Origin of the sequence: Noviherbaspirillum album (genome assembly GCF_035916955.1) — a bacterium.
In the GTDB taxonomy this organism is placed as follows: Bacteria; Pseudomonadota; Gammaproteobacteria; order Burkholderiales; family Burkholderiaceae_D; genus Noviherbaspirillum; species Noviherbaspirillum album.
The window spans coordinates 166,880-193,716 of record NZ_JAWIIV010000001.1; the positions used below are offsets into that span (position 1 = coordinate 166,880).

General features: G+C 57.1%; 22 protein-coding genes. 16 read left to right on the plus strand and 6 right to left on the minus strand.

Going from position 1 to position 26,837, the window contains the following annotated elements:
- Positions 1-78: 78 nt before the first annotated feature.
- The 4 genes from RY831_RS00730 to senA all read right to left on the minus strand — a co-directional run bounded on the left by RY831_RS00730 (position 79) and on the right by senA (position 6,079).
- Positions 79-1,017 carry an SDR family NAD(P)-dependent oxidoreductase gene (locus RY831_RS00730; protein WP_326504419.1) on the minus strand — a complete coding sequence of 313 codons (939 nt, stop codon included), beginning with the start codon at positions 1,015-1,017 and terminating at the stop codon, positions 79-81.
- A gap of 59 nt (positions 1,018-1,076) precedes the next feature.
- The gene (locus RY831_RS00735) at positions 1,077-4,100 is read right to left on the minus strand and encodes a bifunctional diguanylate cyclase/phosphodiesterase (protein ID WP_437126189.1); all 3,024 of its coding nucleotides are present in this window, start codon (positions 4,098-4,100) and stop codon (positions 1,077-1,079) included.
- Between the two features lie 275 nt (positions 4,101-4,375).
- On the minus strand, positions 4,376-4,771 hold the full coding sequence (locus RY831_RS00740; protein ID WP_326504421.1) for a DUF2237 family protein: 396 nt from the start codon (positions 4,769-4,771) through the stop codon (positions 4,376-4,378).
- 18 nt (positions 4,772-4,789) lie between these two features.
- A complete protein-coding gene (senA, locus tag RY831_RS00745; protein ID WP_326504422.1) occupies positions 4,790-6,079 on the minus strand; it encodes a selenoneine synthase SenA in 1,290 nt (429 codons plus the stop codon).
- On the opposite strand from senA, the gene senB reads away from it, so the two are divergent.
- The 8 genes from senB to RY831_RS00785 all read left to right on the plus strand — a co-directional run bounded on the left by senB (position 6,079) and on the right by RY831_RS00785 (position 16,529).
- Positions 6,079-7,080, plus strand: a complete 1,002-nt coding sequence (gene senB, locus RY831_RS00750) for a selenoneine biosynthesis selenosugar synthase SenB (RefSeq protein WP_326504423.1) — start codon at positions 6,079-6,081, stop codon at positions 7,078-7,080. The genes senA and senB overlap by 1 nt on opposite strands.
- Positions 7,081-7,090: 10 nt before the next feature.
- Positions 7,091-9,436, plus strand: coding sequence for a response regulator (locus RY831_RS00755; RefSeq protein WP_326504424.1), 2,346 nt, complete (start codon positions 7,091-7,093; stop codon positions 9,434-9,436).
- Positions 9,437-9,527: 91 nt separating this feature from the next.
- Positions 9,528-9,881 (plus strand): MmcQ/YjbR family DNA-binding protein, encoded by a 354-nt coding sequence (locus RY831_RS00760; RefSeq protein ID WP_326504425.1) that lies wholly within the window; start codon positions 9,528-9,530, stop codon positions 9,879-9,881.
- Positions 9,882-10,187: 306 nt separating this feature from the next.
- Positions 10,188-10,589 (plus strand): response regulator, encoded by a 402-nt coding sequence (locus tag RY831_RS00765; RefSeq protein WP_326504426.1) that lies wholly within the window; start codon positions 10,188-10,190, stop codon positions 10,587-10,589.
- A gap of 200 nt (positions 10,590-10,789) precedes the next feature.
- The gene (locus tag RY831_RS00770) at positions 10,790-11,422 is read left to right on the plus strand and encodes an MEDS domain-containing protein (protein ID WP_326504427.1); all 633 of its coding nucleotides are present in this window, start codon (positions 10,790-10,792) and stop codon (positions 11,420-11,422) included.
- Positions 11,423-11,467: 45 nt separating this feature from the next.
- Positions 11,468-13,900: a PAS domain-containing hybrid sensor histidine kinase/response regulator gene (locus RY831_RS00775; RefSeq protein ID WP_326504428.1), complete on the plus strand. Its 2,433-nt coding sequence runs from the start codon at positions 11,468-11,470 to the stop codon at positions 13,898-13,900.
- Between the two features lie 1,091 nt (positions 13,901-14,991).
- The gene (locus RY831_RS00780) at positions 14,992-15,381 is read left to right on the plus strand and encodes a response regulator (protein WP_326504429.1); all 390 of its coding nucleotides are present in this window, start codon (positions 14,992-14,994) and stop codon (positions 15,379-15,381) included.
- On the plus strand, positions 15,378-16,529 hold the full coding sequence (locus RY831_RS00785; protein WP_326504430.1) for an ATP-binding protein: 1,152 nt from the start codon (positions 15,378-15,380) through the stop codon (positions 16,527-16,529). The genes RY831_RS00780 and RY831_RS00785 overlap by 4 nt, the downstream gene beginning before the upstream one ends.
- 516 nt (positions 16,530-17,045) lie before the next feature.
- Here RY831_RS00785 and RY831_RS00790 read toward each other — a convergent pair.
- Positions 17,046-17,981, minus strand: a complete 936-nt coding sequence (locus tag RY831_RS00790) for a helix-turn-helix transcriptional regulator (protein WP_326504431.1) — start codon at positions 17,979-17,981, stop codon at positions 17,046-17,048.
- 89 nt (positions 17,982-18,070) lie between these two features.
- On the opposite strand from RY831_RS00790, the gene RY831_RS00795 reads away from it, so the two are divergent.
- The 3 genes from RY831_RS00795 (at position 18,071) to RY831_RS00805 (ending at position 20,586) form a co-directional block, all read left to right on the plus strand.
- Complete coding sequence (locus RY831_RS00795; RefSeq protein ID WP_326504432.1) at positions 18,071-19,495, plus strand: cytochrome P450; 1,425 nt, start codon at positions 18,071-18,073, stop codon at positions 19,493-19,495.
- Between the two features lie 104 nt (positions 19,496-19,599).
- On the plus strand, positions 19,600-20,169 hold the full coding sequence (locus RY831_RS00800; RefSeq protein ID WP_326504433.1) for a DUF2867 domain-containing protein: 570 nt from the start codon (positions 19,600-19,602) through the stop codon (positions 20,167-20,169).
- Positions 20,170-20,196: 27 nt separating this feature from the next.
- Positions 20,197-20,586, plus strand: a complete 390-nt coding sequence (locus tag RY831_RS00805) for a hypothetical protein (RefSeq protein ID WP_326504434.1) — start codon at positions 20,197-20,199, stop codon at positions 20,584-20,586.
- A 60-nt stretch (positions 20,587-20,646) separates the two neighbouring features.
- On the opposite strand, the gene RY831_RS00810 is transcribed toward RY831_RS00805, so the two are convergent.
- Positions 20,647-21,459 (minus strand): helix-turn-helix transcriptional regulator, encoded by an 813-nt coding sequence (locus RY831_RS00810; RefSeq protein WP_326504435.1) that lies wholly within the window; start codon positions 21,457-21,459, stop codon positions 20,647-20,649.
- 219 nt (positions 21,460-21,678) lie between these two features.
- Between RY831_RS00810 and RY831_RS00815 the strand changes: the two genes are divergently transcribed.
- The 5 genes from RY831_RS00815 (at position 21,679) to RY831_RS00835 (ending at position 26,455) form a co-directional block, all read left to right on the plus strand.
- Entirely contained in the window at positions 21,679-23,235 is a 1,557-nt protein-coding gene (locus RY831_RS00815; RefSeq protein WP_326504436.1) for an MFS transporter, read from the plus strand.
- Between the two features lie 686 nt (positions 23,236-23,921).
- Positions 23,922-24,338, plus strand: a complete 417-nt coding sequence (locus RY831_RS00820) for a hypothetical protein (RefSeq protein WP_326504437.1) — start codon at positions 23,922-23,924, stop codon at positions 24,336-24,338.
- Positions 24,339-24,422: 84 nt separating this feature from the next.
- On the plus strand, positions 24,423-24,956 hold the full coding sequence (locus RY831_RS00825; protein WP_326504438.1) for a GNAT family N-acetyltransferase: 534 nt from the start codon (positions 24,423-24,425) through the stop codon (positions 24,954-24,956).
- On the plus strand, positions 24,953-25,672 hold the full coding sequence (locus tag RY831_RS00830; RefSeq protein ID WP_326504439.1) for a class I SAM-dependent methyltransferase: 720 nt from the start codon (positions 24,953-24,955) through the stop codon (positions 25,670-25,672). Before RY831_RS00825 ends, RY831_RS00830 begins: the two co-directional genes overlap by 4 nt.
- Positions 25,673-26,050: 378 nt before the next feature.
- A complete protein-coding gene (locus tag RY831_RS00835) occupies positions 26,051-26,455 on the plus strand; it encodes a transposase (protein ID WP_326504806.1) in 405 nt (134 codons plus the stop codon).
- The last annotated feature ends 382 nt before the right edge of the window (positions 26,456-26,837 follow it).

The window sequence follows — 26,837 nt, forward strand, 5'->3', positions numbered from 1 at the left end:
CATGGATTGGCCAAGCTCGGCGCCGCTCTGGAAACGCTAGAGCGGTTTCGGTTTGACTGCACTAGGCATGGCCGGGGTTCAGGAACGCGCCGCGCGCGCCTTGGCCACTTCCATCTGCGATTGCTGGAATCCCGATGCCGGAACGATCTCTGCGCTGCGATCTGCGAGTCGGCCGGCGCTCGCCGCCAGCTGTTCCGCCGCATCCGCGGGCGTACCGATATGCAGGCCGTCGGAAAGGGTGATGCTGGACCGGGAGAAGGTGCCGGCGCCGGCGCACAGCACGGTCTTGGTCGGCGCATCGCGCGACACCAGGTAAAGCATGCCGGGCGTGACGCTCTCCGGCGTAAGCAGCGCCAGGTCGTCAGGCTGCATCAATTCTTCCGTCATGCGAGTGGCGGCGGTGGGCGCGAGGCAGTTCACCCGCACATTGTATTTCTCGCCTTCGATGGCCAGCGTCTGCATCAGCCCGACCAGCGCCATCTTGGCCGCGCCGTAGTTGGCCTGGCCGAAATTGCCGAACAGGCCCGATGACGATGTCGTCATCACGATGCGGCCGTAGTTCTGCTGCTTCATGATGTCCCATACCGCCTTGGTGCAGTAGACGGCGCCCATCAGGTGAACATCGACGATGGCGCGGAAATCCTCCAGGCTCATCTTCGAGAAGCTCCTGTCGCGCAGGAAGCCGGCATTGTTGACAAGGATGTCGATGCGGCCCCACTGCTGCATGGCTGCGTCCACCATCTGCGCCACGCTGTCGGGATCAGTGACCGACGCCGGGCTGGCGATCGCTTCGCCGCCTGCCTCGCGGATTTCGTCGACCACGCGCTGCGCCGCAGAGACGGCGGCGCCGGCGCCATCGCGCGATACGCCGAGATCGTTGACGACCACTCTGGCGCCGCGCGCGGCAAGCTGCAGCGCATGCGAGCGGCCGAGCCCGCCGCCTGCACCGGTCACGATGGCGACTTGGTTATCGAAACGGATGAGGTCGGAATGGGATGTTGTCTCTGATGTTGTCATGTGATGGATGCCAGCAGGCCGGGTGGGGAAACGGATCCGATCATACCGTATCCGCGGCATTACGAAATTTGCTGCGTACACCATTCGGCAAACTGATCCGCCGGCAGCGGACGGCTTAGCCAATAGCCCTGGGCATGGTTGCAGCCATGCTCCTTCAGGTACAGGAAGGCGTCTTCGGATTCGATGCCTTCGCCGATGATTTCCAGCTTCAGGCTGCGCCCCAGCGCAATGATGGCTTCGGTGACCAGCTGGCTGGAGTGATCGCAACCAATGCGCCTCACGAAAGATTGATCCACCTTCAGCTTGTCCAGCGGAAGACTGCTCAGGTGGCTGAGGCTGGAATATCCTGTGCCGAAATCGTCGAGCGCCACTTTCACGCCAAGCGACTTGATCCTGTTCAGGATGGCAATCGCCTCATCGATATTTTCCATCACCGCGCTTTCGGTGACCTCGATCTGAATGAAAGAAGGTTCGATCTGGGCGTCGAGAATGATCCGTTTCATTTTTTCGGCAAAGCCTTTCTCCCTGAACTGCAGCGGCGAGACATTGATCGCGATGGAGACCTTCAATCCCGCCGCGAGCCAGGCATCGTGCTGCCGGCAGGCTTCCCTGACCACCCATTCGCCGAGCTCGCCGATCAGTCCCGCCGCTTCGGCCACTGGTATGAAGGCCTGCGGGCCGACCGCCTGTCCGTCGTCGGCAAGGCGGACCAGCGCCTCGGCGCCGGTCAGCATGCCGCTGTCCATGTCGATCACGGGCTGATAGTGCAGGCTCAGCCGCCCGTGCTTGAGCGCCTGCTTCAAGCGCGCTTCCAGCAGGTATGCCTCGTCGGCGCGCTGGTTGAATTCGTCGCAGTAGACCTGGAAGTTGGCGCGCCCCGACTGCTTCGCCTGGTACATGGCGAGATCGGCGGCATGGACAAGTTCGCTCATGCCCGTTGCGTGCGCCGGATAGTAGCTGATGCCGATCGATGCCGAGAGAGACAGCTCCAGCGAGTCGATCATGACGCGCCGGTTCAGGGTCTCGATCGCATGCAATGCGACAATGGATGCCCGGCGCAGATCCGGCGCGAGATGGGGCAGAAGGATGACGAATTCGTCGCCTCCCAGCCGCCCGACCAAGTCTTCGGCGCGCGTGCAGGAAAGCAGGCGCCGGCTCACTTCCTGCAGCACCCTGTCGCCGACATCATGGCCGTAAAGGTCGTTGATCGGCTTGAAGCGGTCGAGGTCGATAAACAGCAGCGCGCCCTGGCCGTGCTTGCGCTGCGCGGCGGCGAGCAGCCGGTTACCGTATTCGAAGACGAGGGCCCGGTTCGGCAGGCCGGTCAGCGGATCGTGCAGCGCGGCTTCGCGCGCTCTTTGCTCCGCCAGCTTCCTTGCATTGATGTCGGTATGCGTACCCACGAGCCGGGTTGCACGTCCGTCGCCGGTCCGTTCGCCGGCCATGCCCTGGCACAGCAGCCAGCACCAGGCCCCGTCCGCCGTGCGGTAGCGTGCCTCGATCGAGAAATTGTCGCGCTTCCCTTCGACGACATCGCGCAGCAGCTCTCCCGTACTTTTGCGTTCATCCTCATGAATGCTGTCCAGCCACTTGCCGACGGTGTCCATGTCCGCTGCACGATAGCCGAGCATGGAATACAGCCGGTCGTCGGCAGGCAGCAGGCGTTGCGTCGCCACATCGATTTCCCATACGGCGGTATTCCCCGCTCTCAATGCCAGCGCCAGCCGCGACTCGCTGTCGCGCAACTGCCGTTCGGCCTGGCGGCGCGCGGTAACGTCTTCGGCGGAAATGATGATGCCGCCTACGCCGCCGGTATCGTCGTTCCATGGCCAGATTTCCCAACGGTACCACTGTTCCGTTCCATCTTCGCGGATGAAACGGTCGGCGTCCGCGCACAGGGTTTCGCCGGCAAGAGCACGCCGATGCGCATCCTGCCAGGTCTCCGGAATACCCGGAACAAGATCGTAATGGCATGCGCCGACAACACTCCTGTCTTCGAGCTTCAGGTTCTTGAGCCAGAGACGGCTTGCCGCCAGATAGCACATCTGCCGGTCGAACACGGCAATGGCGACGGGGGCATGTTCGGTCAATGTCTTCAGGCGCATTTCGCTTCGCTGCAGCGCCCTGCTCCGTTCGGCCAGGTCGCGGTCGCTGGCCCTGAGGGCGGCTGAACGCGATTCAAGCAGATCCGCCGCCTCCTTCAGCGCCGCTGCTACCAGGGCCGCTTCCTTGACCTCCACGCGCGGCATAATGATCTCGTCGCCGGCGCCCAAGGCCGCCGCGGGCTTTACCAACGCTTGAAACGAGCGCACGATTTTCTGGCTCAGGAGATGAGCCAGTGCAAGGGCTATGATGAAGAGGACAAGAATTCCCAGAGTAAGGATACCCACTTGCCGCGATAACTCCTTGGCCAGCGTCTCGCGGGGAATATTGACGGCAACCCGCCATCCGGTAAGCGGCGAGCGGGCATAGGTGACGAGGACGGGAACGCCGACACCATTGGCGCCTTCGAAATGCCCCTCGTCGCCTTTCTTCAGCTCACTGATGTAGCTGTCCGCGGCCTTCTGTCCCGTGAATTTCTCCACCTCCTGGCTGCGCGCGACGATGACGCCGGTATCGTCGAATATGGTAGTGATCCATCCGTCCGGCAGGCGCTGACTTCGAAGAAGATCATTGAAGCCCCTGGACTCGATGGTGACCGTCAATGCGTAGATCGCCTCGCCGTTGCGCATCACGGGCACGCCGACAGCCATCAGCGACTGCCCGGTAATGGAGCTCGAAAATAGCGGGGAAATCACCGGGCTGCGTTCCGCAAATACCCGGCGTACGAGTTCCGGATTGCCGTTCATCGGAAGGCTGGTGCCGAACTCGGCCGCCGTGCTTACCTTAAGCCGGCCCTCGGCGTCGGACAGGCTGATGGTCGACCCCAGTCCGGCCTGGTCAAGGGTTCGCCGTGCCTGCGCATGAAAGCGCCCGAGATTGTCCTGATCAATGGCGTCGGAAGTGGCCAGGCCTTGCCCTAGACGCTGCACCCCGAGTATCTGGGTATCGACGGCCTGCACCAGGGCTCTTGCGGTTTGCAAGGTGTCACGCTCCAGCTGCGATCGGCTCAGCCGTACTTCATGAACCAGCAGGAATATGGCACCGGCGATTCCCGGCAGCAAACATCCAAGCACAAGCCATAGCAGCAATGTGCGTACTGACCTCTGGGGCCGGGCATCAGATGCTAAAGAAGTGTTTTTCGGCGTCGGCACATCGGACTTTATGAAAACCCAAGGCTGCAATTGCGCTTGGAGTCTCCCATTCCGAAAAGATTCGTCAACGGCCCCCGGTCCCTGACCCCGGTCACGCGGCGCGGTCAGCGCAGCCGGTGATCGAACTGCTTCAATACGTCCTCGTCGATCATTTCCAGGGCCGCGAGGTTGGTACTTTCCAGCACGACCGGCGGCGCCATGCCGGCCTCCAGGGCCTCCGTCCAGCGCAGCGCGCAAAGGCACCACTGATCACCGCTCCTGAGACCGGGAAATCCCCATTCCGGCACCGGAGTCGACAGATCGTTGCCGCGACTGGCGCTGAACGACAGGAATTCATCAGTCATGATCGCGCAGACGACATGGGTGCCGATATCTTCGGCATTGGTCTTGCAGCAGCCGTCGCGGAAAAATCCGGTCAGGGGGTCGAAGGAACAGGGAACCAGGGGTTCGCCGAATATGTTGCGTGCTGGAAGCGTAGTGACGGTCGTGGTGACGGGCATGGTGGTCTCTCTCGATGGTCAGGGTTCCGTCGCGCAGGTGCGGAAACCGATGAAGATGTCGTCGCGGTGCGGAAGGTAGAAATTGCGGAATTGCGGCGCGCGCAGGCACGATGGCGTGGCGAATGAAGCGCCGCGCACCGCTTGATGACTGCCGAAGAACGGCGCCGAGTACTCCCGGTAAGCGCCGGCTTCGAAGCCGGGATACGGTTCGAACGAGGATGCGGTCCATTCCCATATCCGGCCCCAACCGAAGCGCTCGGACTGCGAACGGGCCGCGATTTCCCATTCCGCTTCCGTCGGCAGCCGCCGTCCGGCCCAGGCGCAATAAGCCTGCGCTTCGTGCAGGCTGACATGCCGTACGGGCTCGTCGGGCGGCGGGGACAGATCGCCGGCAAAGCGCCGGCAGCGCCAACCATCGTCGGGGTTTTCCCCGGCATGCCGGGCGGTCCCGGCAGTCCAATAGGCGGGTGCCTCGCGCTTCGTCTGCGCCAGCCATCGGCGGCCGGCCTCGCTCCAGAATTGCGGCTGGCGGTAACCGCCCGCGTCGATGAAACGGAGATATTGGCGGTTTGAAACAGGCTGCGCGTCGATCGCGAACCGCGCCACCTCCCTCACATGCGCATGCTGTTCATTGTCGAAGGCGAAGCCCTGGCCGGGCGGCGTGCCCATGATGAAGGCCGTGCTGCCGATGTCGATCTCCTGGCCGGGCTGCCCCGGCGCCGCGTCCGGCAGCAATTGCGGCGCCAGTTCCGGCGGCGGCCGGACGCCGAGCGTCTGCAGCGTATAAAAAAAGGCTTCGCCGTGCATGGCATGATGCGCCAGCACGAGACGGAACGGGTAGAGCGTCGGCTCGTCGGCGCGGTCGGTACCGATGCCGGCAAGCCGTTCCAGAACGCGTTCATGCACTTCTGCGCAATAGGCGAGGATGTCTGCCGCGGCGGGAAGCGGAAGTGTCCATCGCGCATCATGCGCTACCGTATTAGAATCGAACCAGCCGTCGGCCCGGTTCAGCAGCGAGGGATGCCGGGCTGCGGATGGCGCGCTGCTGGCGGCTTCGCGCAGGACGTACCACTCCGCGAACCAGGCGGCATGACCGATTTCCCACAGCGGCGGATTGATGACAGGCAGGCAAGGCACCCTGGCCGCGACGTCAAATCCGCGCTCGGCAAGGCTGCGAAACAGCAGCATGTTTTGCGCATGAACTTGCAGCAATGCATCGGCAAGCTGGTGCGCACTGGCTTGGCGGAAGGAAGCACTCATCGTTTCGGTCGTCGGGTCATTTGTCGGGTCATTCTCAGGAAACATCATTGCAATCCAAACCAGGCAGGAAAGCGGCATTGAAAAAAGCGCACGTCAGCATTATCAGTCCGGCAACGGCAAAAGCCAACAACGGCAATTGGCAAACCGCAATCCGCTGGGCGAATTGTCTTTCGGATTACCGGATCGATTTGCGGCAGCAATGGGATGGAACGCCATGCGACGCGATGATCGCGCTGCATGCGCGCCGATCGGCGGCCTCGCTTGCGGACTTCCACGCGCGCTTTCCGCAACGCCCGTCGGTACTCGTATTGACCGGCACCGATCTCTACCGCGATATCCGCCATGACGAAGAGGCCCGGCGCTCGCTGCGGCTGGCCAGCCGACTGGTGCTGCTGCAGGAAGCGGGGCTGCAGGAACTCGATGCCGCGCTGCGCGACAAAGCATCCGTGATCTATCAATCCGCGCCGCCGCTCCTTGCCGAAACTCCAAGACCCGACAGGGAAATACTGCGTGTCGTGATGATCGGACATCTGCGCGAAGAGAAGGATCCGATGACTTACCTGCGCGCGGCCGCGCTGGTCGATCCTGACCGCGCGCGGCTGCTTCACATCGGCGGCGCGCTCGATCCGGAGCTTGCACTGCAGGCGCAGGCGGCGCAGCGCCGGCTGCCCCACTACCGCTGGCTGGGCGCACTCCCGCACGAAGCGACACGCCGCGAGCTGGCGCAAAGCGATCTGCTGGTGCTGACTTCGCGCATGGAGGGCGGCGCCAATGTCATCATCGAAGCCGTGACCAGCGGCGTGCCGGTCCTGGCCACCGACATTCCGGGCAACCGCGGCATGCTCGGCTCCGGCTATGCCGGCTATTTCCCGGTCGGGGATCATGACATGCTCGCGTCCATGATCGCGCGAACCATCAGCGACCGGGCCTATCTCGACACCCTGAAGCAGCAGTGCGCCCGGCGCGCGCCGCTCTTCTCTCCCCGGCAGGAGCAGGCCGCCGTGCGTCAGCTGATGCATGCCCTGCTTGCCGCTCCCCAACTTTCATGACCGTTCCAACATGCCAGCCAACCTGACTTCCGCCCAGCTCAACGGCATCCTCAGCATTGCCGACGACGCCATCATCTGCGTCGACGGCGACCATCGCATCATCCTGTTCAACCAGGGCGCCGAGCGCGTATTCGGATGGACGGCCCATGAAGCCAACGGGCAGGATCTGAACCTGCTGTTGCCCAAACGTCATCATCGGGTGCACCGAACGCACATCAACAGCTTCGACCGTTCCGGGCAAAACGCCCGCAAGATGGGCGAACGGCGGGCGATCTTCGCATTGCGCAAGGATGGCACGGAGTTTCCCGCCGAGGCATCGATCTCGCGGCTCGAGAGCGATAACGGATTGGTCTATACCGTCATCCTGCGCGACATTTCCCAGCGCAAGGCATATGAGATGGAATTGCAGGCCGCCAAGGAAAAAGCGGAAGCCGCGACCCAGGCCAAGAGCATGTTCCTCGCCAACATGAGCCACGAGATCCGCACGCCGCTCAACGCGGTGATCGGCATGACCAGCCTGCTGCTCAATACCGGCATCGATGACGAACAGCGCGACTATGCACAGACGATACGGTCGAGCAGCGAGGTACTGCTCACGCTGATCAACGATATCCTCGACTATTCGAAGATCGAAATCGGCAGGCTCGACATCGAAATGCATCCCTTCGACCTGCGCCGCTGCATCGAAGAGTCGCTGGATCTGCTGGCCTCGGCTGCTTCGGAAAAGAATCTCAACCTCGCTTATTTCATCGACGACGGCGTGCCGGCGTCCGTGATCGGCGATGTCACCCGCCTGCGCCAGGTGCTGGTGAACCTGCTGTCGAATTCGATCAAGTTCACTCCGCACGGCGAAGTCGTGGTGTCGGTCGGCGCCACGCTGCTCGACAGCGGCGAGCATGAACTGCGGTTCGCCGTCAGGGATACCGGCATCGGCATTCCCGGCGAGCGCCTTGGCGAACTGTTTCAGGCCTTCACCCAGGTCGACACTTCCACCACGCGCAAGTACGGCGGCACCGGCCTCGGCCTGGCGATCAGCAAGCGGCTCACCGAAATCATGGGCGGGCGCATGTGGGTGGAAAGCACCGTGGGCTCGGGTTCCACCTTCTACTTCACCATCACCGCCAGGGCCTCGGGCTCGAAGCTGGCGCGCAGCCTGCTGCAGGACCAGTCATCCGCCCTGACCGGCCGCCATGTGCTCATCGTCGACGACAACAGCACCAATCGCCGCATCCTGATCAAGCAGACCCTGCTGTGGGGCATGATCCCATCGGCTGCGGCCTCGGCGGCGGAGGCATTGGACCTGGTGCGGCATGGCCAAGCCTTCGACGTCGGCATCCTCGACATGAGCATGCCGGAAATGGATGGCCTCGGCCTGGCGTTGGAAATCCGCAAGACCCGCGATCCGCAGTCGCTGCCGCTGATCATGCTGACCTCGGTGGCCTGCCGTCCGCAGGACACGCGCGTTGCCGACATCGGCTTTGCCGCCTTCCTGAACAAGCCCATCAAGCCCGGCGCGCTGTTCGAGGTGCTGCTGCATGCCATGCGGCTGGATTTGGCGGCCGCGCGCCCGGAACAGCATCCGGCCGCCCCCGGCAAGCTGGCCGATACGCTGCCGCTCAATATCCTGGTGGCGGAAGACAACACCATCAACCAGAAGGTGGTGCGCCAACTGCTGGTGCATCTCGGCTATCGGGCCGATGTGGTGGCCAACGGCGTGGAAGCGCTCGACGCGCTGGAGCGGCAATCCTACGACGTGGTGCTGATGGATGTGCAGATGCCGGAAATGGATGGACTGGAAGCGACCCGGCGGCTGCGGCAGCGTTTCGGCGGCGGTGGCCCGCGGGTGATCGCCATGACTGCCAATGCAATGCCGGGCGACCGCGAGAAATGCCTTGCCGCCGGCATGGACGACTATGTGCCCAAGCCGGTTGAACTCGACGATGTGCGCGCCGCGCTGATGGCCACCTCGCCGCAAGCGCAGGCAGGTGCGGTCGGGGAAATCGTCATCGACCGGCAGCGCATCGACCAGCTGCTTGAATTGCAGGACGACGACAACCCCACCATCGTGGCCGACATCATTCAGCTGTTCATCAACGATTCGCCGCGCCACCTGGACGCCATAGCGAATGCGCTGGCCGAGAACGATGCGAAGAAGGTGCAGGCCACTTGCCACCGTTTCCTGTCGAGCATCGAAAACCTGGGCGCCATCCGCATGCGGGCTCCCTGCATGGAACTTGAAAGGATGGGCAAGGAAGGAACCCTGGACGGCAGCAGCGGCCTGCTCGCCGAACTTAAAAAGGAATTCGCCGTGGCGCGGCGGCAATTGGAAGGCCTGCTTGCATCGCCAGCTCGGTAAGTGAGGCGACGTACCTGGTTGCACGTGGTCGTGCCCTTATGCCCGTTTAAAAGCTTGTCGATGTAATCATTGAGATTGAGGACAGTGAGAAATGGATATTATCGCCGTCAAAGAGCATTGCGGCCGTTATCCCGGCGCATCTTCCAAGCTGTTCGGGCCGCCCAGCAACGTGCTTGTCTACTACGCCGGCAGTAAAAAGTTTGCCTACTTCAAAACCAGCGACCCGGAAAAATGGCGCTTCAGCATTCGCACCACTCCTGAACGCTTCCTGGAGTTGACCGACGTGCCCGGCATCAAGCCAGCGCGCTACATGGCCAGGTTTCACTGGGTCACAATCGTGGATGTCAGCACAGTCCCGACGGACTACCTGGTGGAGCTGATCGAGTGGTCCTATGCCAAGGCGATTACCCGTCCAAGAACCGCCGCATCGCGGCAGCGTGGGTGAGCAGCCTGCCAAGTCGTTCAAGCCAACACCGCTTCGTGGCTCGACTTGGGTCTGGGCTCGAATCTCCAATCATGGGCTGGAAGTGTCTACCGGAACCGTAACCGCAACTGTAACGGTCCAGCGCAAATGATCGTCTTCAAATATCGTTCCGAAAACGCAGGATGAACACGCGCCAGGAATTTGATGAAAATCAAATTACGACTGTCTTGAATCAAAGCAACAGGCTTCGTTTTTCCTTTGGCTTGTATCATTCACCATTTTGTTGGTTTGGCAGCTTGCTCAGGGGCTGCATGACCTACCCTTGCCATGCACCATATCCTTTTAGTCGACGACAATGTCGCGATTACTTATCTTTTTGAAAATATTTTCACGCTGAGCAATTATCGCGTGAGTGTCGTCAACGACCCGTTCGCAGCTCTTGAAATCGTTCGCGATGATCCTATCGACGGCGTCGTTACCGACTTCAGTATGCCGCGCATGAACGGCCATGAATTGATACAACGACTGCATCAGCTTCAACCGGGCCTGCCGGCTATTATCGTTACTGGATTTGCTAACGAAGCCCTTCGGGTGGATGGGCGAATACCTGTTCTTAACAAACCGGTAAATGCAAGGGAATTAGTGCAACGGATGACCAATATGCTTCGCGACGTTGAGACCGTGAAAAGCATGCGGGGACCGGAAAATTCAGACGGTAAGGTTAGTTAAGGTTTGTTATCGGCACCGAGTATTCTATGCTGCCGCAATTCTCGACCGTCCAGATCTTTGAAGGTTTGCCATCCAATAAAGCTCGGATCGTCTGCCTGCCATTTTTACATGAGGCTTTTTCGCGTTTTGTCTGTTGTAGGATAACATTCCAATAGACTATCTGGCGCGATAGCTTCAGGCGCATTTTCAGGAGCGGTGTGATGTCTGAGATTGGGAAGCCGATAAAGTTGGCCGGTTCTACGTTGACACATTCATGTCATATCTGTGCCTTTTTCCACACCCAGGAAGAGAAATACCGGGTATTGATGCCTTTCATCAAAGAAGGACTTGAGAACGGGGATCGAGCCTTCCATATCGTGAATGCTAGTCACCGCGCGGAACATCTACAGCGCCTGCAGCAAGAAGGCATCGATACCTCGGCAGCCGAGGCAACAGGACAGTTGGAAATCCAGCATTGGCAAGAAACCTACCTCAAGAATGGCCGTTTCGACCAGCATCTGATGATAGACACTCTCAAAGAGGCCATTGCTCCAAGCAAGAATCCTCCCGGCAAATTATCTCGCAACATCGCCCATATGGAATGGGCCCTGGAAGATTTGCCTGGGGTGCATGACATTGTGGAGTATGAAGCGCGCCTTAACCAGGTCTTGCCAAAACGGCATGACCCGGTTATCTGCACCTATGACTTGTCGCGCTTCGACGCCGGCATGGTCATTGACGTGATGCGTACGCACCCCATGGTGATTGTGGGTGGCATCCTTCAGGAAAACCCGTTTTATGTGCCGCCTGAAGAAATGCTTAGGGAAATCGAAGCCCGGAAAACCACTAACTAACCAATTATCTCGCCGCAGTTGACTCTGCGGTCGCAAGCACACGACATGCAGACGCCAAACATGCACATTGCGGAAGTCAATCGCCTCCGGCAGATTACACGCGACCTTGTAGCCATCTCGACCCTGTCGGCTATCTGGGGCACCCTTCCTCCTGAAGGCCTCATCAAGAGCTTGGCCGATGTCTTGCGGAACATGCTGGGTCTTGACCTGGTTTATGTTCGCTTGGGCAGCCACGATGGAAACGATTCGATTGAAACCATATGCGGCAACCGGCATGGTGCGGCTGAAATTGTCTCGCCCCAGATAAGGGCAATGCTGGAATCCGGCTTAACGCAATTCGATGCAAACCAGGTTGCCACCATGCCTGATCCGTATGGTAACGGGACGCTTCGCGTGACATTCGCCCGATTCGGCATTGCACAGGACAGTGGAATTGTCGTTGTAGGGTCGCACCGGGACGATTTTCCGACAGAGCATGATCGCCTCGTGCTGGGAGTCGGTGCGAATCAGGTGGCAGCTGCTGTGCAGCGCCGCAGGACCGAGCAGGCTCTCCGTCGCAGCGAAACGCTTTTTCGCGATCTAGCCGATGCCGCCCCTGCCATGCTTTGGGTCACCGAACCTGACGGATCATGCTCGTTTCTTTCTCGCGGCTGGTATGAATTTACCGGGCAGGATGATGGTGAAGGCATAGGTTTCGGTTGGACCGACGCCATCCATCCCGAGGATAGAGAAGCGGCGCACAATGCGTTTCTCAATGCCAACGAGCATAAGCAGGATTTCATGCTCGAACATAGGCTGTTGCATAGTGATGGAAGCTACCGATGGGTCATTGACATGGGCCGTCCACGACGGGCGTCGACGGGTGAATTTTTAGGATTCGTCGGCAATGTAATGGATATAACGTCACGCAAGCAGGCGGAAGAGGCTTTGAGCGAGACGCAATCCCGACTTGCCGCAGTGTTTGAGATTTTGCCGGTAGGCGTTGGAGTAGTCGATGCCGAGGGAAAAGTCGTGCTTTCAAATCAGGAAATGCACCGTTATCTGCCAACCAGGATCCAACCTTCTCTGGACGACGCTCGTCATGGTCGTTGGCGTGCCTGTCACGCAGATGGGAAACCATATGTCCGTCAAGATTTCCCAGGATCCCGCGCTCTTCGTGGAGAGCGGGTCGTACCGGGAGTCGAGATGCTGTATCAGCAGGACGACGGGAAGGAGATCTGGACGCAAGTCGCAGCCGTACCGGTCAAGAATGACAGCGGGCACATCACAGGACAAGTAGCCGTTGTCACGAACATTGATGCATTCAAGCGTACCGAGGCCGCACTGCGCACGTCCGAAGACAAGTACCGGACCTTGTTTCATCAGATGTCTCAGTCAAACAAGCATTTGAGCGACTTCCTGGCCGTTCTCGCCCATGAATTGCGCAATCCGCTGGCACCGATTATTACGGGCCTTGAGATGTTGCGCATACGTGCAGACAGTCCAGAATCCGTTGCCCGGGTCAGGGACATGATGGAACGCCAGGCAAATCAGATGGTTCACCTGCTCAATGATTTGCTGGATATGGCTCGGATAAGTAGCGGCAAGATTGTAATTAAAAAAAATCTGGTTGATCTGAATAGCATTATTTCAAGTGCAGTAGAAACCAGTCTGCCAATCATAGAATCCGCGCGGCACGAACTCAGCGTGAAGTTTGGTGAAAAGCCAATCAGGCTATATGTAGATTCAACGAGAATTGCACAGGTGGTCGGCAATCTGCTGACCAATGCCGCCAAATACACGCCGCATGGCGGAAAGATAACGCTAACGGTTGAGCAGGATGGAAATGATGCGGTTGTCTCTGTCAACGACAATGGAGTCGGCATTCCATCGGAATCGTTGGCCTCGGTGTTCGAAATGTTTAGTCAAGTCGGGCGCAATATGGAACATTCCCAAGGCGGCCTTGGTATTGGCCTTGCACTTGTGCGCAATTTGGTTACCCTGCACGACGGTACGGTAACCGCGACGAGCGAAGGCGTCGGACGTGGCAGTACCTTTACCGTGCGGATTCCGATTGGCCAGGTGGATGAAACCAATGGTGAAGGAAATCAGCCCTTGACGAAAAGCGGTACACCACAAAGAAGACTTCGCATTCTGGTGGCTGACGATAACAGGGACGTAGCCCATAGTCTGGCATCATTGTTGAAAATGTACTGTCACGATGTCGAGGTTGCTCATAATGGAATGCAAGCGCTTCAGGTTGCGCAGGCTTTCCGGCCTAAAGTTGCGTTGCTTGATATTGGCATGCCTGGTATGACAGGCTACGAAGTGGCACGCCACATAAGAAACATCGACGGCTTGGGCAATATACTTCTCGTCGCCATTACCGGATGGGGAACAGAGGGAGACCAGGTACGAGCCGAAGAGGCTGGATTTGACCGCCATTTGACCAAGCCGCTGGCGTTGGCGACCCTCACCAAGGTCATGGACGAAATATAATAAAAGGACGTGTGGTCAGCAGGATCTGCTTCGCCCATTTCATCTGAGTTCAAGCATAGTCTTGATTACGAAAAGTCTTATCAGATTTCACCATTTGGCAGGTTGCCTGCCTGCTGCCGGATGCCAGATGCACACGCGCCACGCCGGGCCGCTCGACCTGATCTGATGTGCACGCCCGAGGACCGGTCGGAGGCGCCATCTGGCAGCCATAATGAAAACGGCCCAAGCTCTTTCGAACCGGGCCGTTAGATTTGCATTGTACCTGTCGCACGTTGCCAGCACCCTCGAACCAAAGGTTCAGGGGGTCGGAAGTAGCATGGCTTCGGGTTCATCGGCAACGACAATCGCTCCCGCCAGGACGCATTTCCAACCAATACGCGTAGATCGTCCAAAGGATGCTTTGGCACGTATGAACGCGACAGGTAATTTAGATCCTACGCTGATGACGCAAATTGTCAAGGGAATGAGGTATGAACGACGAGATGATATGCCTACCTCAGGCGTCTTCTCGTCACCGCGTAAAAGACTGCTTTATAGCACTGCTTTAGAAGGCCGCTTTAGAAGGCTGCTTTAGAAAAGCTAGCCGTCTCCAATGAATGCCGGCTGACAACTCGAAGCTATTAAAAAGGCGGCGGCAATACGATACGGAATGGCCATTGCAAGTACCGGAAGATGATTTGCACAAAGGCCGAAACCGGTCAGTCACATCGAACATGCATGTTCTTGGATGTCTGGATCGATGAACCAGCTTAGACCGTTAAGGTTGGCTTGATTCGAGTTCGGAATTTACCTTTTTCTCTTTTTGCCTTTTGAGGAAAAGAAAGGTAGGTACTTCTGCTTATTTCCTGTATGGTACGAAGACTGGAGCGCAGTGCTCCATCAAGCAGCATCATTGTAGGTCGCATCCCGTCTTGCTCTTTCACAGAGCCATTCCGTTTTAATTCCTTCAGTCAAAACTCCCTTATTCGGGAGGATCTTGGACATTCCGTCCGCTATCTTTTAAACGAACGTAGGTATTCCGCCAAGTAGGGCAAAGCTTGCTTGGTTCTAAAATATTTCGCCTATTTAAATAGCGAATTCAGGGAGCAGTAATGATCTTGGTAGTAGATGACGACCCAAATATTGCCGAAACCTGTTCAATGTTGCTGGAAGCCCATGGCTACGCTGTGCGCGTCGCATTTTGCGGAGAAGAAGCTCTGTCCCAGATCAAGGTTCAGCAGCCGCAACTTTTGATTTCCGACTGCTGCATGCCCGACCTAAGTGGCCTGGAACTGAGCAAGCGCTTGAACGCGGGGCAGAATGGCTCTCCATTTCCCATTCTCTTGATGAGCGGATCGCTGCAATGCAGAGTCGCCCCAGGAAATAGCTACGATGCATTTATCAAGAAACCGTTTCTCGCTGAGAAGCTGCTTGGTCACGTACGTGAACTACTCGACTGCAAGCGTCTGCCCTCGCGCGAAAGTCCTCGAGGAACACCGTGAAGCTATCGAAGTTTATTCGATCCAATCTCGAGGTCATACTCCAGGATTGGGAAAATTTTGCGGCAACGATGGAACCCCTGCGCGATGCTGACAAGACCGAGCTGCGCGATCATGCTGCATTAGTGCTTAAGGTTATTGCCACTGATCTGGAAACAGCTCAGGATGAGCAGGAGAGCATCGCGAAATCCAGAGGACTCGCCCCGCAAGGCACAGAGGATACTGCTGCCGAGAATCACGCAGCGCATCGCGTATCAGCTGGTTTGAACGGCGACCAAGTCATGGCAGAGTTCAGGGCCCTCCGATCGAGCGTACTGCGATTATGGGCCAAACATACCGGGATTGCGACCCCTGAAGATATACAGGACATGATCCGCTTCAATGAAGCAATCGACCAGGCACAAACTGAGTCGATGGCGCGCTACACGCGGATGCTACGCGAAGCCCAGCATCTATTTCTGGCTATTCTTGGACACGACGTTCGCACACCTTTGGGTGCTATCAGCATGGGAGCACAAGTGCTGCTCCAAGATCAAGCTTTGCCTTCAAAAGCATTGAAAGTTGGGCTGCGCATTTTCAATAGTTCGCAGCGTATGGAAGAGATTGTGCGTGACTTGCTCGATTTTTCAACGACTCACTTGGGCGATGGAATACCGGTCGATCCTTCCACGCTGGATTTGTTGGTGATATGTGAAAACGTCGTGGAGGAAGCCAGGACATTTCATCCTGACCGCAAAATTCAGTTGACGACGGATGGACACCTTTTGGGTGCCTGGGATGGGGCGCGCATCGCCCAGGCATTCTCGAACCTGATTTCAAATGCGATTCAGCATGGTAGTCTGGACAGCGTGATTAAAGTATCGATTAGCGGATTTCCGGACAAAGTGGTGTACACGGTGCAAAATGACGGGGAGGTGATTCCACCCGCAAAGTTGAGAACCTTCTTTGACCCGGTCAAACGATTCGCCATCCGCCCCGCGAATGAACGTGTCGCGACAAACTCCAAAAATCTGGGACTAGGACTATACGTGGTCAAGCAAATCGTCACTGCACACGAGGGTGAGATTGTTGTTACCTCCAACCAGAACGATGGCGTCACGTTTGCAATCCATCTTCCGCGTAAGGCCCCGCAGCGCAGAAGCGGCGATTGACATACAGGATTTGATATTTGCTGGCGAGATAAGTAGAAGCCCGATACAAGGTCGAGCCAAATAAAGGAATATGGTTCGTGTTTGCATAGCCGCTACCAAACCCTCGTTATTCATGCACCACTGAAGTCCACTTTGGGTCCAGCCTGTGTGAAAGCACCTCAATATGAGTAAACGGAATTAAGATAAAACATCTCTCCATGGCCAAAAGCCAAGGTACTTCCTCAGATGCAAATTAAAAGTCGTTCCAAGGGCGTTCGCACACAACTTCGGTCGGATCCTGCGCTGCGTATCCATGAGGTCTATGGGTGGAATGCGGCCTAGAGCCGCCAATGCCATCAGCAGCCTGTGGGGTGCATGCCGGCCAGTATATGGCATGCGGAAATAATGCACTTCGGTGCAAGAGCGGCAAGTTTTAGGGCTGACATCAAAGCCGGCACGGTCCGGGCTACATTCAAGGAACATCGAGAATGTACATGCAATTCCGACTTGCAAAGCTTTTATACTTTAGTGCTGCCTTCACACCCATAGCCGGTACATCCAGAAGGATTCGTCTTCGAAGAATCGCTGGGCAAACTCGCTCGGTGAAAAACCCGTTATCCGCTTGGCCACGCGGCTCATATGCGCCTGATCGGCAAATCCTTCATCCTGAGCCAGCGTGGCCCAATCGAATGGCTGCCCGGTTTCATATCGATCTCGAACGGCGAAAAACAGGCTCTCCGTCCTGACCAGAGCCTGCCACTCGCGCAGCGACCTGCCGCTGAAAGATTTGATGCGACGCTCCACATGCCGCGGACTGTGCATGCGCCGCCATTCCTGTGCCTGCCAAGCCAGGCGCTCCACCCAGTGGCGCCCCAATTGACGTAAGGATGGCTGTGCCGAAGCACGGCCCTGCAGCGCCTGCCAACGCCCTGCGAGATGGCTTTCCAGCACCGACAGCAAATCTGCATCATCGCTGGTGAGCAATGCATTCCAGAGCGGTGACCATTTGCCGTTTAGTAGCTGGTCGGCGGGAACGAAGCGATCCTGAATCGCAGCAAGGTCCAACTCGAACAGTGCCTGAGCAGCGTCTGCGGCGAAACACGCCATGTAACCGCACCCTGTGGTCGGCGCCCAGCTTACGGTCGGATGAGATTGAGTACCGGAGACGACTACCCGCGCTCCGAACGGTTGCCAGCAAGGGCCGTTTTCGCCGCGCCCCACCAAACCGACATCAAGGCCCTGAAACCAGGAAATCGTCACCATGGGCGACGCAGGAAAATGCGAAAGGCGTTGCGCGCTGCTTAGCGGAGGATTGCTCGTATCCCGGCCAACCAGCGCGACCAGTGCGCCTTGCAGCGCCGGAGGCGCAAGGCGCAGCCATGCGTTCGGGGCGCCGTCCCCACCACATGCGCGGGGAGCGCGCTCCAGCGGGTCGGGATAAAGCGGCAACGTATCTGGCTGTCCGGAAATCATAAGCGCCAAGTATAGCAAGCGCATGCTGTCAATCGCTTATGTCGTTTCGGTTCAAGAAACGGGCAGACGCGCGGCACATAATCCACAGCATGAAACCTTCGACATCTTCCAATTGCCCCTATCATGCCGATGTAGACGGCACATCCCCAGCACACCTGCACCCGCCCGGCACTTGGCCGCCCGGACCACCGTCCGGCTTGACCGGATGGAGCCTGCTTCGCCGCATGTCGCGCGACCTTCCCGGCGCACTGGCCGAATGGCGGCAAGGCTATGGCGACATGGTCCATCTGCATATCTGGCCCGAACATCAAGTCGTGGTGTCGGATCCGCAGCTCGTGCGCGAACTGCTGGTCAACCATCACGATGCATTGATCCGATGGGAGCGAGGCATCCAGGTATTTTCCCAATTGCACGGGCATAGCGTACTGATCGCCGAGGGCCAGCCATGGCGCTCCAAGCGGCATACCCTGCAACCCAACTTTTCTCCAAAAACTGTCGAAGCCTTCGTTCCCGCCATGTCGGGTGCGGCTGAGAAGGCTTTCGCGCAATGGCGTACCGGCGATGCGGATTGGCCGATCGAGAGCTCCCTTACGTCACTGGCGATGGATGTCATCGTGCGAATGATGTTTTCCAGCGAAATCGATGAGGACGCGCGCTCTGCTGAAAGGGCCGTACACGACACGGCGGTTGCCGGTAATGCCGAAATGTATTGGCCCGCAAGATGGCCCGACTGGATGCCGTGGAAACGCGCCAAGCGGCAGGCACTCGCTGTACTCAATCGCTTGATCGACCGGCATATCCAGGCACGGCTGATGCTGGCACCCGCCGCTTGGCCGAAGGATCTGCTAAGCGAACTGCTGGCATTGCACCACGAGGATTCCTCTGCGTGGCCGCTGAAAGCAGTGCGCGATGAATGCATGACGGCATTCCTTGCCGGACATGAGACTGCCGCGGCCACCTTGACCTGGTGGACATGGTGCATGGCGGCCAACCCGCAGGCGCAATCCACTGCCCGGCAAGAGATTCGCACGGCACTGCAAGGCAGAATTCCGACGGCGCAAGACCTGCCCTCGCTCGCCTACCTCACTCAGACGCTCCAGGAAACGCTTCGCCTCTACCCGGCGGCGCCGGTGCTGCTGACACGTCGATCCCGTCGTCCGATAACCCTGGGAGCCTGGCAACTGCCCGCCCGCACCATGTTCACAATACCGGTACAGTTGATGCATCACGACCCACGATGGTTTCCGGACCCGCACGCATTTCGTCCAGAGCGCTTTGCCGCCGACGCGCCGGGCTTCCCGCGCGGCGCCTTCATGCCTTTCGGCACCGGGCCACGAGTGTGCCTGGGCCAGCATCTGGCGATGGCCGAGATGACGATCATTGCAGCGATGTTCCTGCAGCGCTTTGCAGTGACGGTCCCGGATGAAATGACCGCCCCAAAACCCGTGTTCAATATTACCCTGCGCCCGGATCAGCCACTGCGCCTGAAGCTCTCGACAGCAGCCGCGAAATAGGAAAATCAACGGACGGTTTATCTTTATCTGTCACCGTCGCGGATAATCAACTGCGAGATGATGTATAACCGATAAGGCACCGAAAAACTTACAGGAACGCGTATATGGATATGGATATGGATATGGAACAAGACCACGTAAAGGCGGTGCCACTTCCGCTTGACTCCAGAATTACCAGCACCTATCCGTTGGTAAATTTCGCCGATGCTTACTCTCTTGAGCTTCCGGCGGGAGCGTCAACCAATCCGGAGCAGTTAGCGAGATTTATTTTTTCCCAGCTATCGCCCTGGATGACCGCGCTTATGAAGATTCGGGACGCACTGGCAGCAGGCTTCGGCCTCAAGACCATAAAGCACCTTTCTTCACTCGGAGAGGACGCCAATGCAAGCCGTGTCGGCTTTTTCAAAATCTACAGCACCGACCAAACGGAAATCGTGCTTGGAGAAGGTGACAAGCACCTGGACTTTCGGCTGTCTTTGCTGTGCTCCAGCCAATCGGCTCCGAATGAAAAACGTCGCCTGACCTTATCAACCGTTGTTCGCTGCCACAATCGCTTAGGACGCCTCTACATTCTATTGATAGCGCCATTTCATCGTTTGATCGTTCGATCCATCCTCGGACGTGCCGCTCGAGCCGGTTGGCCTCCTGCGAGGATGACCGGAGCATTAAATTAAGCACCACAGCCGGATCAAAAAGAATACATGCAAACCCTTCTCGCTATCGCAGCCGTGCTGGCTGTCCTAACCGGCATTGCCCATTCCGTTCTGGGTGAACTACTGATCTTTCGCCATCTGCGGCAAGGCACTCTCGTTCCCGCCGAAGATGCACCGCCGCTCCGCAACCGCCACATCCGCATTCTCTGGGCTACCTGGCATCTCGCAACGGTGTTTGGCTGTGCCTTTGCCGCCATGCTGGCGCGGCTTGCCGTAACGCCACACGCGTCGTTCCCCGATTTACTGGCCGAGGCGACAATAGCGGCCTATGCTGGCGGTTCGTTGTTGGTGTTGATCGGCACGAGAGGGCGCCACCCCGGCTGGTTTGCTTTGGCAGCCGTTGCAGCACTTACCTGGACGGCCATAGGCCGCGTCTAACAATTTGCTGAACATACTACCCCCTTTTTGATACCGCAAAGATTGCCAGTCGCCAGTGAGTCAGTCGGTAGCGCTATCGTCAAAATAGACCACCATCCTAAGATGCCGGTGTTCGTCCACTATCAAGGTCTCATGCCGAAGATTCAGGCGTTCGTTAGCTGCGGTCATTACGGACTCGATGCCGCGACGCGCTTCGTTATGTGTCGGCGTCTCCCACCACCGGCGAAAGTCGGGTGACAGTTTCTTCAGATCGTCAACCAACGACAACATCGAAGCATCGTCCGGTGCCACGGCAAAATCATAGCGAAACTGCGCCAGCAGTTTGGATGCATCATCGCGCCATGCAAAAAGACGCCGACGCATTCCAGGTTCGGCAAACACCATCCGCAGAATGTTGAGCCTCCCATGTTCTTGGTCGTGCTGGGCACTAAAACCAAACAACGCAGCTGCCGATGTATTCCACGCAATGACATCCCAATGCAAGTTCATTACGTAGGCAGGCCTTGTTGCGAGATCATCCATCAGTCGCTGAATGAGCGGTGTTACCGATATCCATTGCCGAGCTTCTGGCGGTGGTGGCCGTTTATGAGCTAGAAGAAACAAATGGCAGCACTCAGCGTCATCGAGCTTGAGGGCACATGCCACGTTGAGCAAGAATTTTTCCGACACGCGGACGTCGCGTCCTTGTTCAAACCACGTGTACCAGGTGAGCCCGACGCCAGCCAGCGCTGCAACTTCTTCCCTGCGCAACCCCGGGGTTCGACGCCTCCCGTTGGAGGGCAGGCCGACATCGGCCGGTGTCAGCTTCTTGCGATGTTGAGTCAGAAACTCGGACAGCTCACTCTTTGTACGGCGCAGGCTTCGTTCGAACATGGCTAGTAGCAATGGTAATAGGATAAACAGTTAAATTGTAACGGGTTGATATTGCCCTTAAGGTGTGGTCTCCGCAACTATTGGTTCGGCCCGAAAAATGGCTCATTTTTCGGGCTGCTGATCTCACCCTCACCCTCTGGGAGAGGGCCGGGGTGAGGGGATCCGGCCCAACATATTTTCGGGCCGGATCTATAACCCTAAACAAATTTGGAGGCCGCTTTGAATGCCCCTGACGATTTAATGCCTGGCCGGCAACAATTGCCGACTCGCCCTTTTACCGCTAAAAAGAACGCCGGTGCCCGTGAGTGGCTGGGTTTAGCGCTACTTGCACTCCCGACGATCTTGCTAGGGCTTGATTTGACCTTGCTACATCTGGCATTACCTGCATTGGCAATGGACTTGCGTCCCACAAGCGTGGAGGCACTATGGATAGTCGATGCCTACGGCTTTATGATTGCCGGTTTTCTGGTCACGATGGGAACCTTGGGAGATCGCATCGGGCGACGCAAGCTGCTCATGATCGGTGCTGCGGCCTTCGGGGTTTGCTCTCTAATCTCAGCTTACTCGACTAGTTCGGCTATGCTCATTGCCGCGCGTGCCGCACTGGGTGTGGCAGGTGCGACTCTGATGCCGTCGACGTTAGCGCTAATCACCAACATGTTTCACGAGCCTCGCCAGCGAGCTCTGGCGATTGGGGTGTGGGCGACCATGTTCGCGCTGGGGATGGCAGCCGGCCCCCTGGTAGGCGGCGTCTTGCTCGAAGATTACTGGTGGGGAGCCGCGTTTCTGGTAGCGCTGCCAATTGTCGGGCTAGTACTTGTTGCCGCGCCGTTTCTTCTGCCGGAGCACCATGCTCGGCAACAGGAAAGCATCGATCTGCCTAGCGTCGCGCTTTCGCTTTGTGGATTGCTTCCCATCATCTACGCCATCAAGCAGATCGCCAAGGACGGAATAGTAGCTACCACCGCGTTGGCTTTGATTGGCGGGGCAACATTCATGTTGCTGTTCATTCGGCGTCAACGCCGACTGAGCAATCCCTTGCTTGACCTCGACCTGTTCTCCAGCCGCGCATTCAACGTCGCGTTGTTCGTGCTTCTTGTAGGCCTGATGGGTGTCGGCGGAACGATGCTGCTGGTGACCCAGTACCTGCAATTGGTGGCTGGATTGTCACCTCTGGCTGCAGGATTGCAAATGGGAGGGCCGGCACTCGCCATGCTAGTCGCCGGTATTTCAGCACCCTTGCTTGCAAGGCGGATTCGGCCAGGTTATCTGATCGCTGGAGCGCTGGGATTTTCGGTGATCGGTTATTTGATGCTGGCGCAACTCGCTCATGTATCTCAGGGTATTACACTTGTCACCGCTGCATTTTCGTTGGTGTACCTCGGCCTCGGCACCATTGCTGCATTGGGAACCGATCTCATAGTAGGCGCTGCCCCACCCAACAAGGCAGGTGCAGCCTCGGCCCTGTCTGAAATGGTGCAAGAGTTCGGCTTAGCTGTAGGCATTGCCACACTGGGGAGTTTGACAACAGCCATTTATCGCGCTCGCATGGCCGATCAGTCTCAGAGCGCGATGGCCACCCATATTCAATACGCAGTATCAGACAGCCTCGCCGGAGCCAAATCGTTGTCGGCGGACCTGCCGGCTGGCGTGTTGGAGCAAGCGCAAGCCGCGTTTATTACGGGATTCAGCGTGGCAGCTGCAACAAGTGCCGTCGCAATCGCCATCGTAGCGGTATTGGCTGCAATAACATTGCGCCATAATCGTGTTGCCTAGGCTCCCATGTCTGCGGGATGGCGCAGTTTGTGAATGCGGGTATACCATCTTGCCCTAGACGAATAGACCTGCTCCGTCTTCCGTCTGCAGACGGTAATGCTTGTTTCTCAGAAAGAGAAGTGGCGGTTCGAGTAAGGTGGGTGGTCGCCTAGAAGCAGGATTCCGGGTGCTGCTTTTTACGGTTAACTAATGCTGTACGAATGTAGAGAATAGGCGACAGACCAAGCGGCATGCGACTTGCTGAGAATTTGGCAAAATGATTTATCAGACATCATCCTGTTTCATCAAGCAGACCCTGCCATATAAACCTAGTTATACGTAACTCGACTTTTAGCACTGTTGCAAAATCTTCCACCCGACATGGTCAACTTTAATTATCTCTTTGCTGCTGCATTCTTGATTCGGGTAGGCGTTGGAGTCCTGTGGCTGTTTCCGCAGAAGATGAAGCGAATGAGGCGGGTCGGAGTTTTGAACTCGCGTGAACTGAACAATCTTGCAGAAAATGGAAATACCGAAGCAAGGCAATTGAAGCGAAAGACAACAGTCTTTATCGTTGTTGGACTACTTGTATTGGTACCGTTGCGGCTGCTGTCGCCGTAGATTCATGAACAAGGAATCTTTGCATGTTTTATAACACGCCATTCGATGCCCATGCTGCGCGTGGGTCAACCTGAATGTTAAGTGTCATGAGATCCTTATTGCCAGCAGCAGGTGCGATTACAAGCTTCATCAGTTCCTGGTTTGCCATGTTCCTGATTGATCGGTTGCTGGATGTGCTCCCGGTTGGAAAAGCATATTTCCCTGATACGCCAATTCATGGACTGACTTATGGTGAGTTATTTGCGACGCTAGCTATCATCCTGTCATCCGCATATGCCATAGGCTTGTTGCATGGATTTTTATATGGAGAGCGCCACTCCCGTCTGCTTTCTCTTACTGCCGCCGCACCGCTATTCATCATGATGCAGGCGTTGGCAGCAGCGACCCTCGGCATGGGCTTGATTGCTCTTCCCATCGTCGTCGCTTACGGCACCATAGTGGCGTACAGTATGAAGCGAGGTGGAAGACGCAAGCAAGGACACCATCACGGAAGCCGTCCATGATAATTCATTCAACTTCGCATTCGCCACCGACGCTATGTGCGGCTCAACGAAGTCGTTCGACCCCACAATAGCAAGGAGAAAAGGATGCAAGAACTTGTGGACGTACACGTTAGGCTTGCCACCACTAACGAGATGGCTGTCTGTATGGCTTTTGAAAGGAAGGACGAATTTGGCCGACACACCCCACTTGATGAACCGCTCCTTGCAGCAAGCATATCTTCCGGAGCTGTGCTCCTGGCACAGCAAGGAAGCGTCTTTGTCGGTTGTGCATCGCTGAATTTCCTCTATGCGTCAAGAATTCCACTTTTAAGTTGGTGGTACGTTGATCCGACTTATCAAGGCAAAGGCATTGGATCACTTCTGCTGCAGGCGATCCATGACCATCCAGCTGCATTGGACTTTGACCGAATGCTTATCTCTGCTTGCCGGCCTCTGGAGATTTCCCGGCATCGGGCTGCTCACCTTGAAGAGATTGGTTCACTTAGGCTAGGGCCAAACGAAATAGAGCACTTTTTCGTGAAGCCGATTTTTCGCCGTGGGTCTAACTTGGCGTTACACTCGGACTTCCGTGCTTCACATGAACCCCATCGAACCGAAGTGGTATATCTATCCGAATGAATAACACGTACGCAAGACATGCCGCGATTTGCGCGAAGTTCTATGAGTTGGCCGTTGATAGACATGCTGTCGAAGACTTTATTTTTCAGCGATCAGGTGTGAAGCCGGGTCACCGAGCACTTTTTGTCGGTGGGATGTTCGAGATCGCCAGCTGCCTTTTCCGGCATGGTGTTGATCTCACTGTTGTCGACTATAGCGCAGAAATGGTAAGTGTCGGCCGCAAGCACTTACCCGATGTCAAGGTCGAAGTCGCTGACCTTCGTTCGCTACCTTTCGAAAATGAGTTCGACTTTGTCTTTGTCGTCGGACGTGTTTTCACACACATGATCTCTGACGAGGACTTGCGGTTGGCCGTTCGCTCGTGCCACAAAGCACTTCGAAGATCGGGGAAGCTCTTCTTCGACAACTACGAAGACTCAAAAATCGGGTTAACAAACTACTTCAATGGCGAGTTGTGCGTGCGTGACGAAACGGCCGAGATTCGGCGAAGATCTACCACCACCCGACTCTCTGACTCTCCGCTCGTTGTGCTTTGGGAAGCCACATACACAGGCATCCTTGATGGTAAGCCCATTGAATTTTGTGATGCAATTGAACATCGTGCATGGTCCCGGGGAGAAATCCAGCCATTTCTGAAACAAGCCGGTTTTGAACTACTTGCACAGGGAGACAACTTCGATGAGACAAGCTTTTTTACATTGGCAAAGGCGCTCTAACATTCAATTGGACAGAACGCAGATACGTTCCCGTTAATTGATGGGATGGACTTCCTCCGTCTTTTGGAGTCAAAGTAGGCGTACTGGTTCGCGTGGGCACGGGGATCAGTCAACAAAAGGAGTCCGTCGCGAGTTTGGGATTTCCTTGCGACTGGCAGTCGCAACGGCCTGGAACAAAGCAGCAGAGTCCTTGCCGATCCCGCTTCCGCCATCCCAATTCTCATTCGCGGCACAATGAAGCTGCTGGTGGAAGAGATTCGGTTGCTCGAAGCTCGGGTGGCTTAGCTTGAACGCGAACTCACGGTGCTGGCGACACAGTCTCCTGCCTGCACCACGCTGCTGTCGATACCAGGCATTGGCCTGTTGACTGCTACCGCGATGGAGGCCGCTAGTAGTGGAAACGTCTCCCATTTCAAGGACGCCCGGCACTTCGCTAGTTGGTTTGGTTTGACGCCGAAAGAACATTCGTCCGGCAATACCAGAAACTTGGGGCGCATCTCCAAGAAGGGAGAGCGATATCTGCGCATGCTGCTGACGCACGGTGCCCGATCGGTACTCCGAGCGGCGAGCATCGCTGTTAAGGCTGGTCGCCAGATTGACGGCCTGCGAACTTGGGCACTTGGTGTTCAGTCCCGCGCCAACCACGACAAGGCGGCGTGCGCGCTGGCCAACAAGCCTGCGCGGATCTGTTATGCGACTTTGCGTGATGGAGACATCTACGGAGGAAACGTCACGCGCATGAGTCAGAAGCTTAACAGTCCGACGTACCCTATGCCCGCCTGAACCCAAGGCGATTACGTGACGTTTAATATACCCGCCTTTGCGAAGAGATTGATCGCCCATCATGGCACCCAGGGATACACCTACATCGTTTGACGCCGATAACATGCTTGGCAGTTGTAGGTCTGCCGCTTCCATCGATTGGCGCAATGATGTCGCAGATTCCATGTCGGCACGGACCACAATAGAGTCCACCTTAGATGCCGGATATACGACTGCAGTCTCCTCCCCCATGTCATTCCTGTCGATCAGTCCCTTGTACTTGGGAGGGAGCCCATATATGCTGTCCCAGTACCCGCCGGGCTGCAGATTCCCGTTCAATAGCAATCCGTGCAGTGCCGGGATGTTTACAGCGAAACCCGCAACGACGCAAGGCTCCTACCTT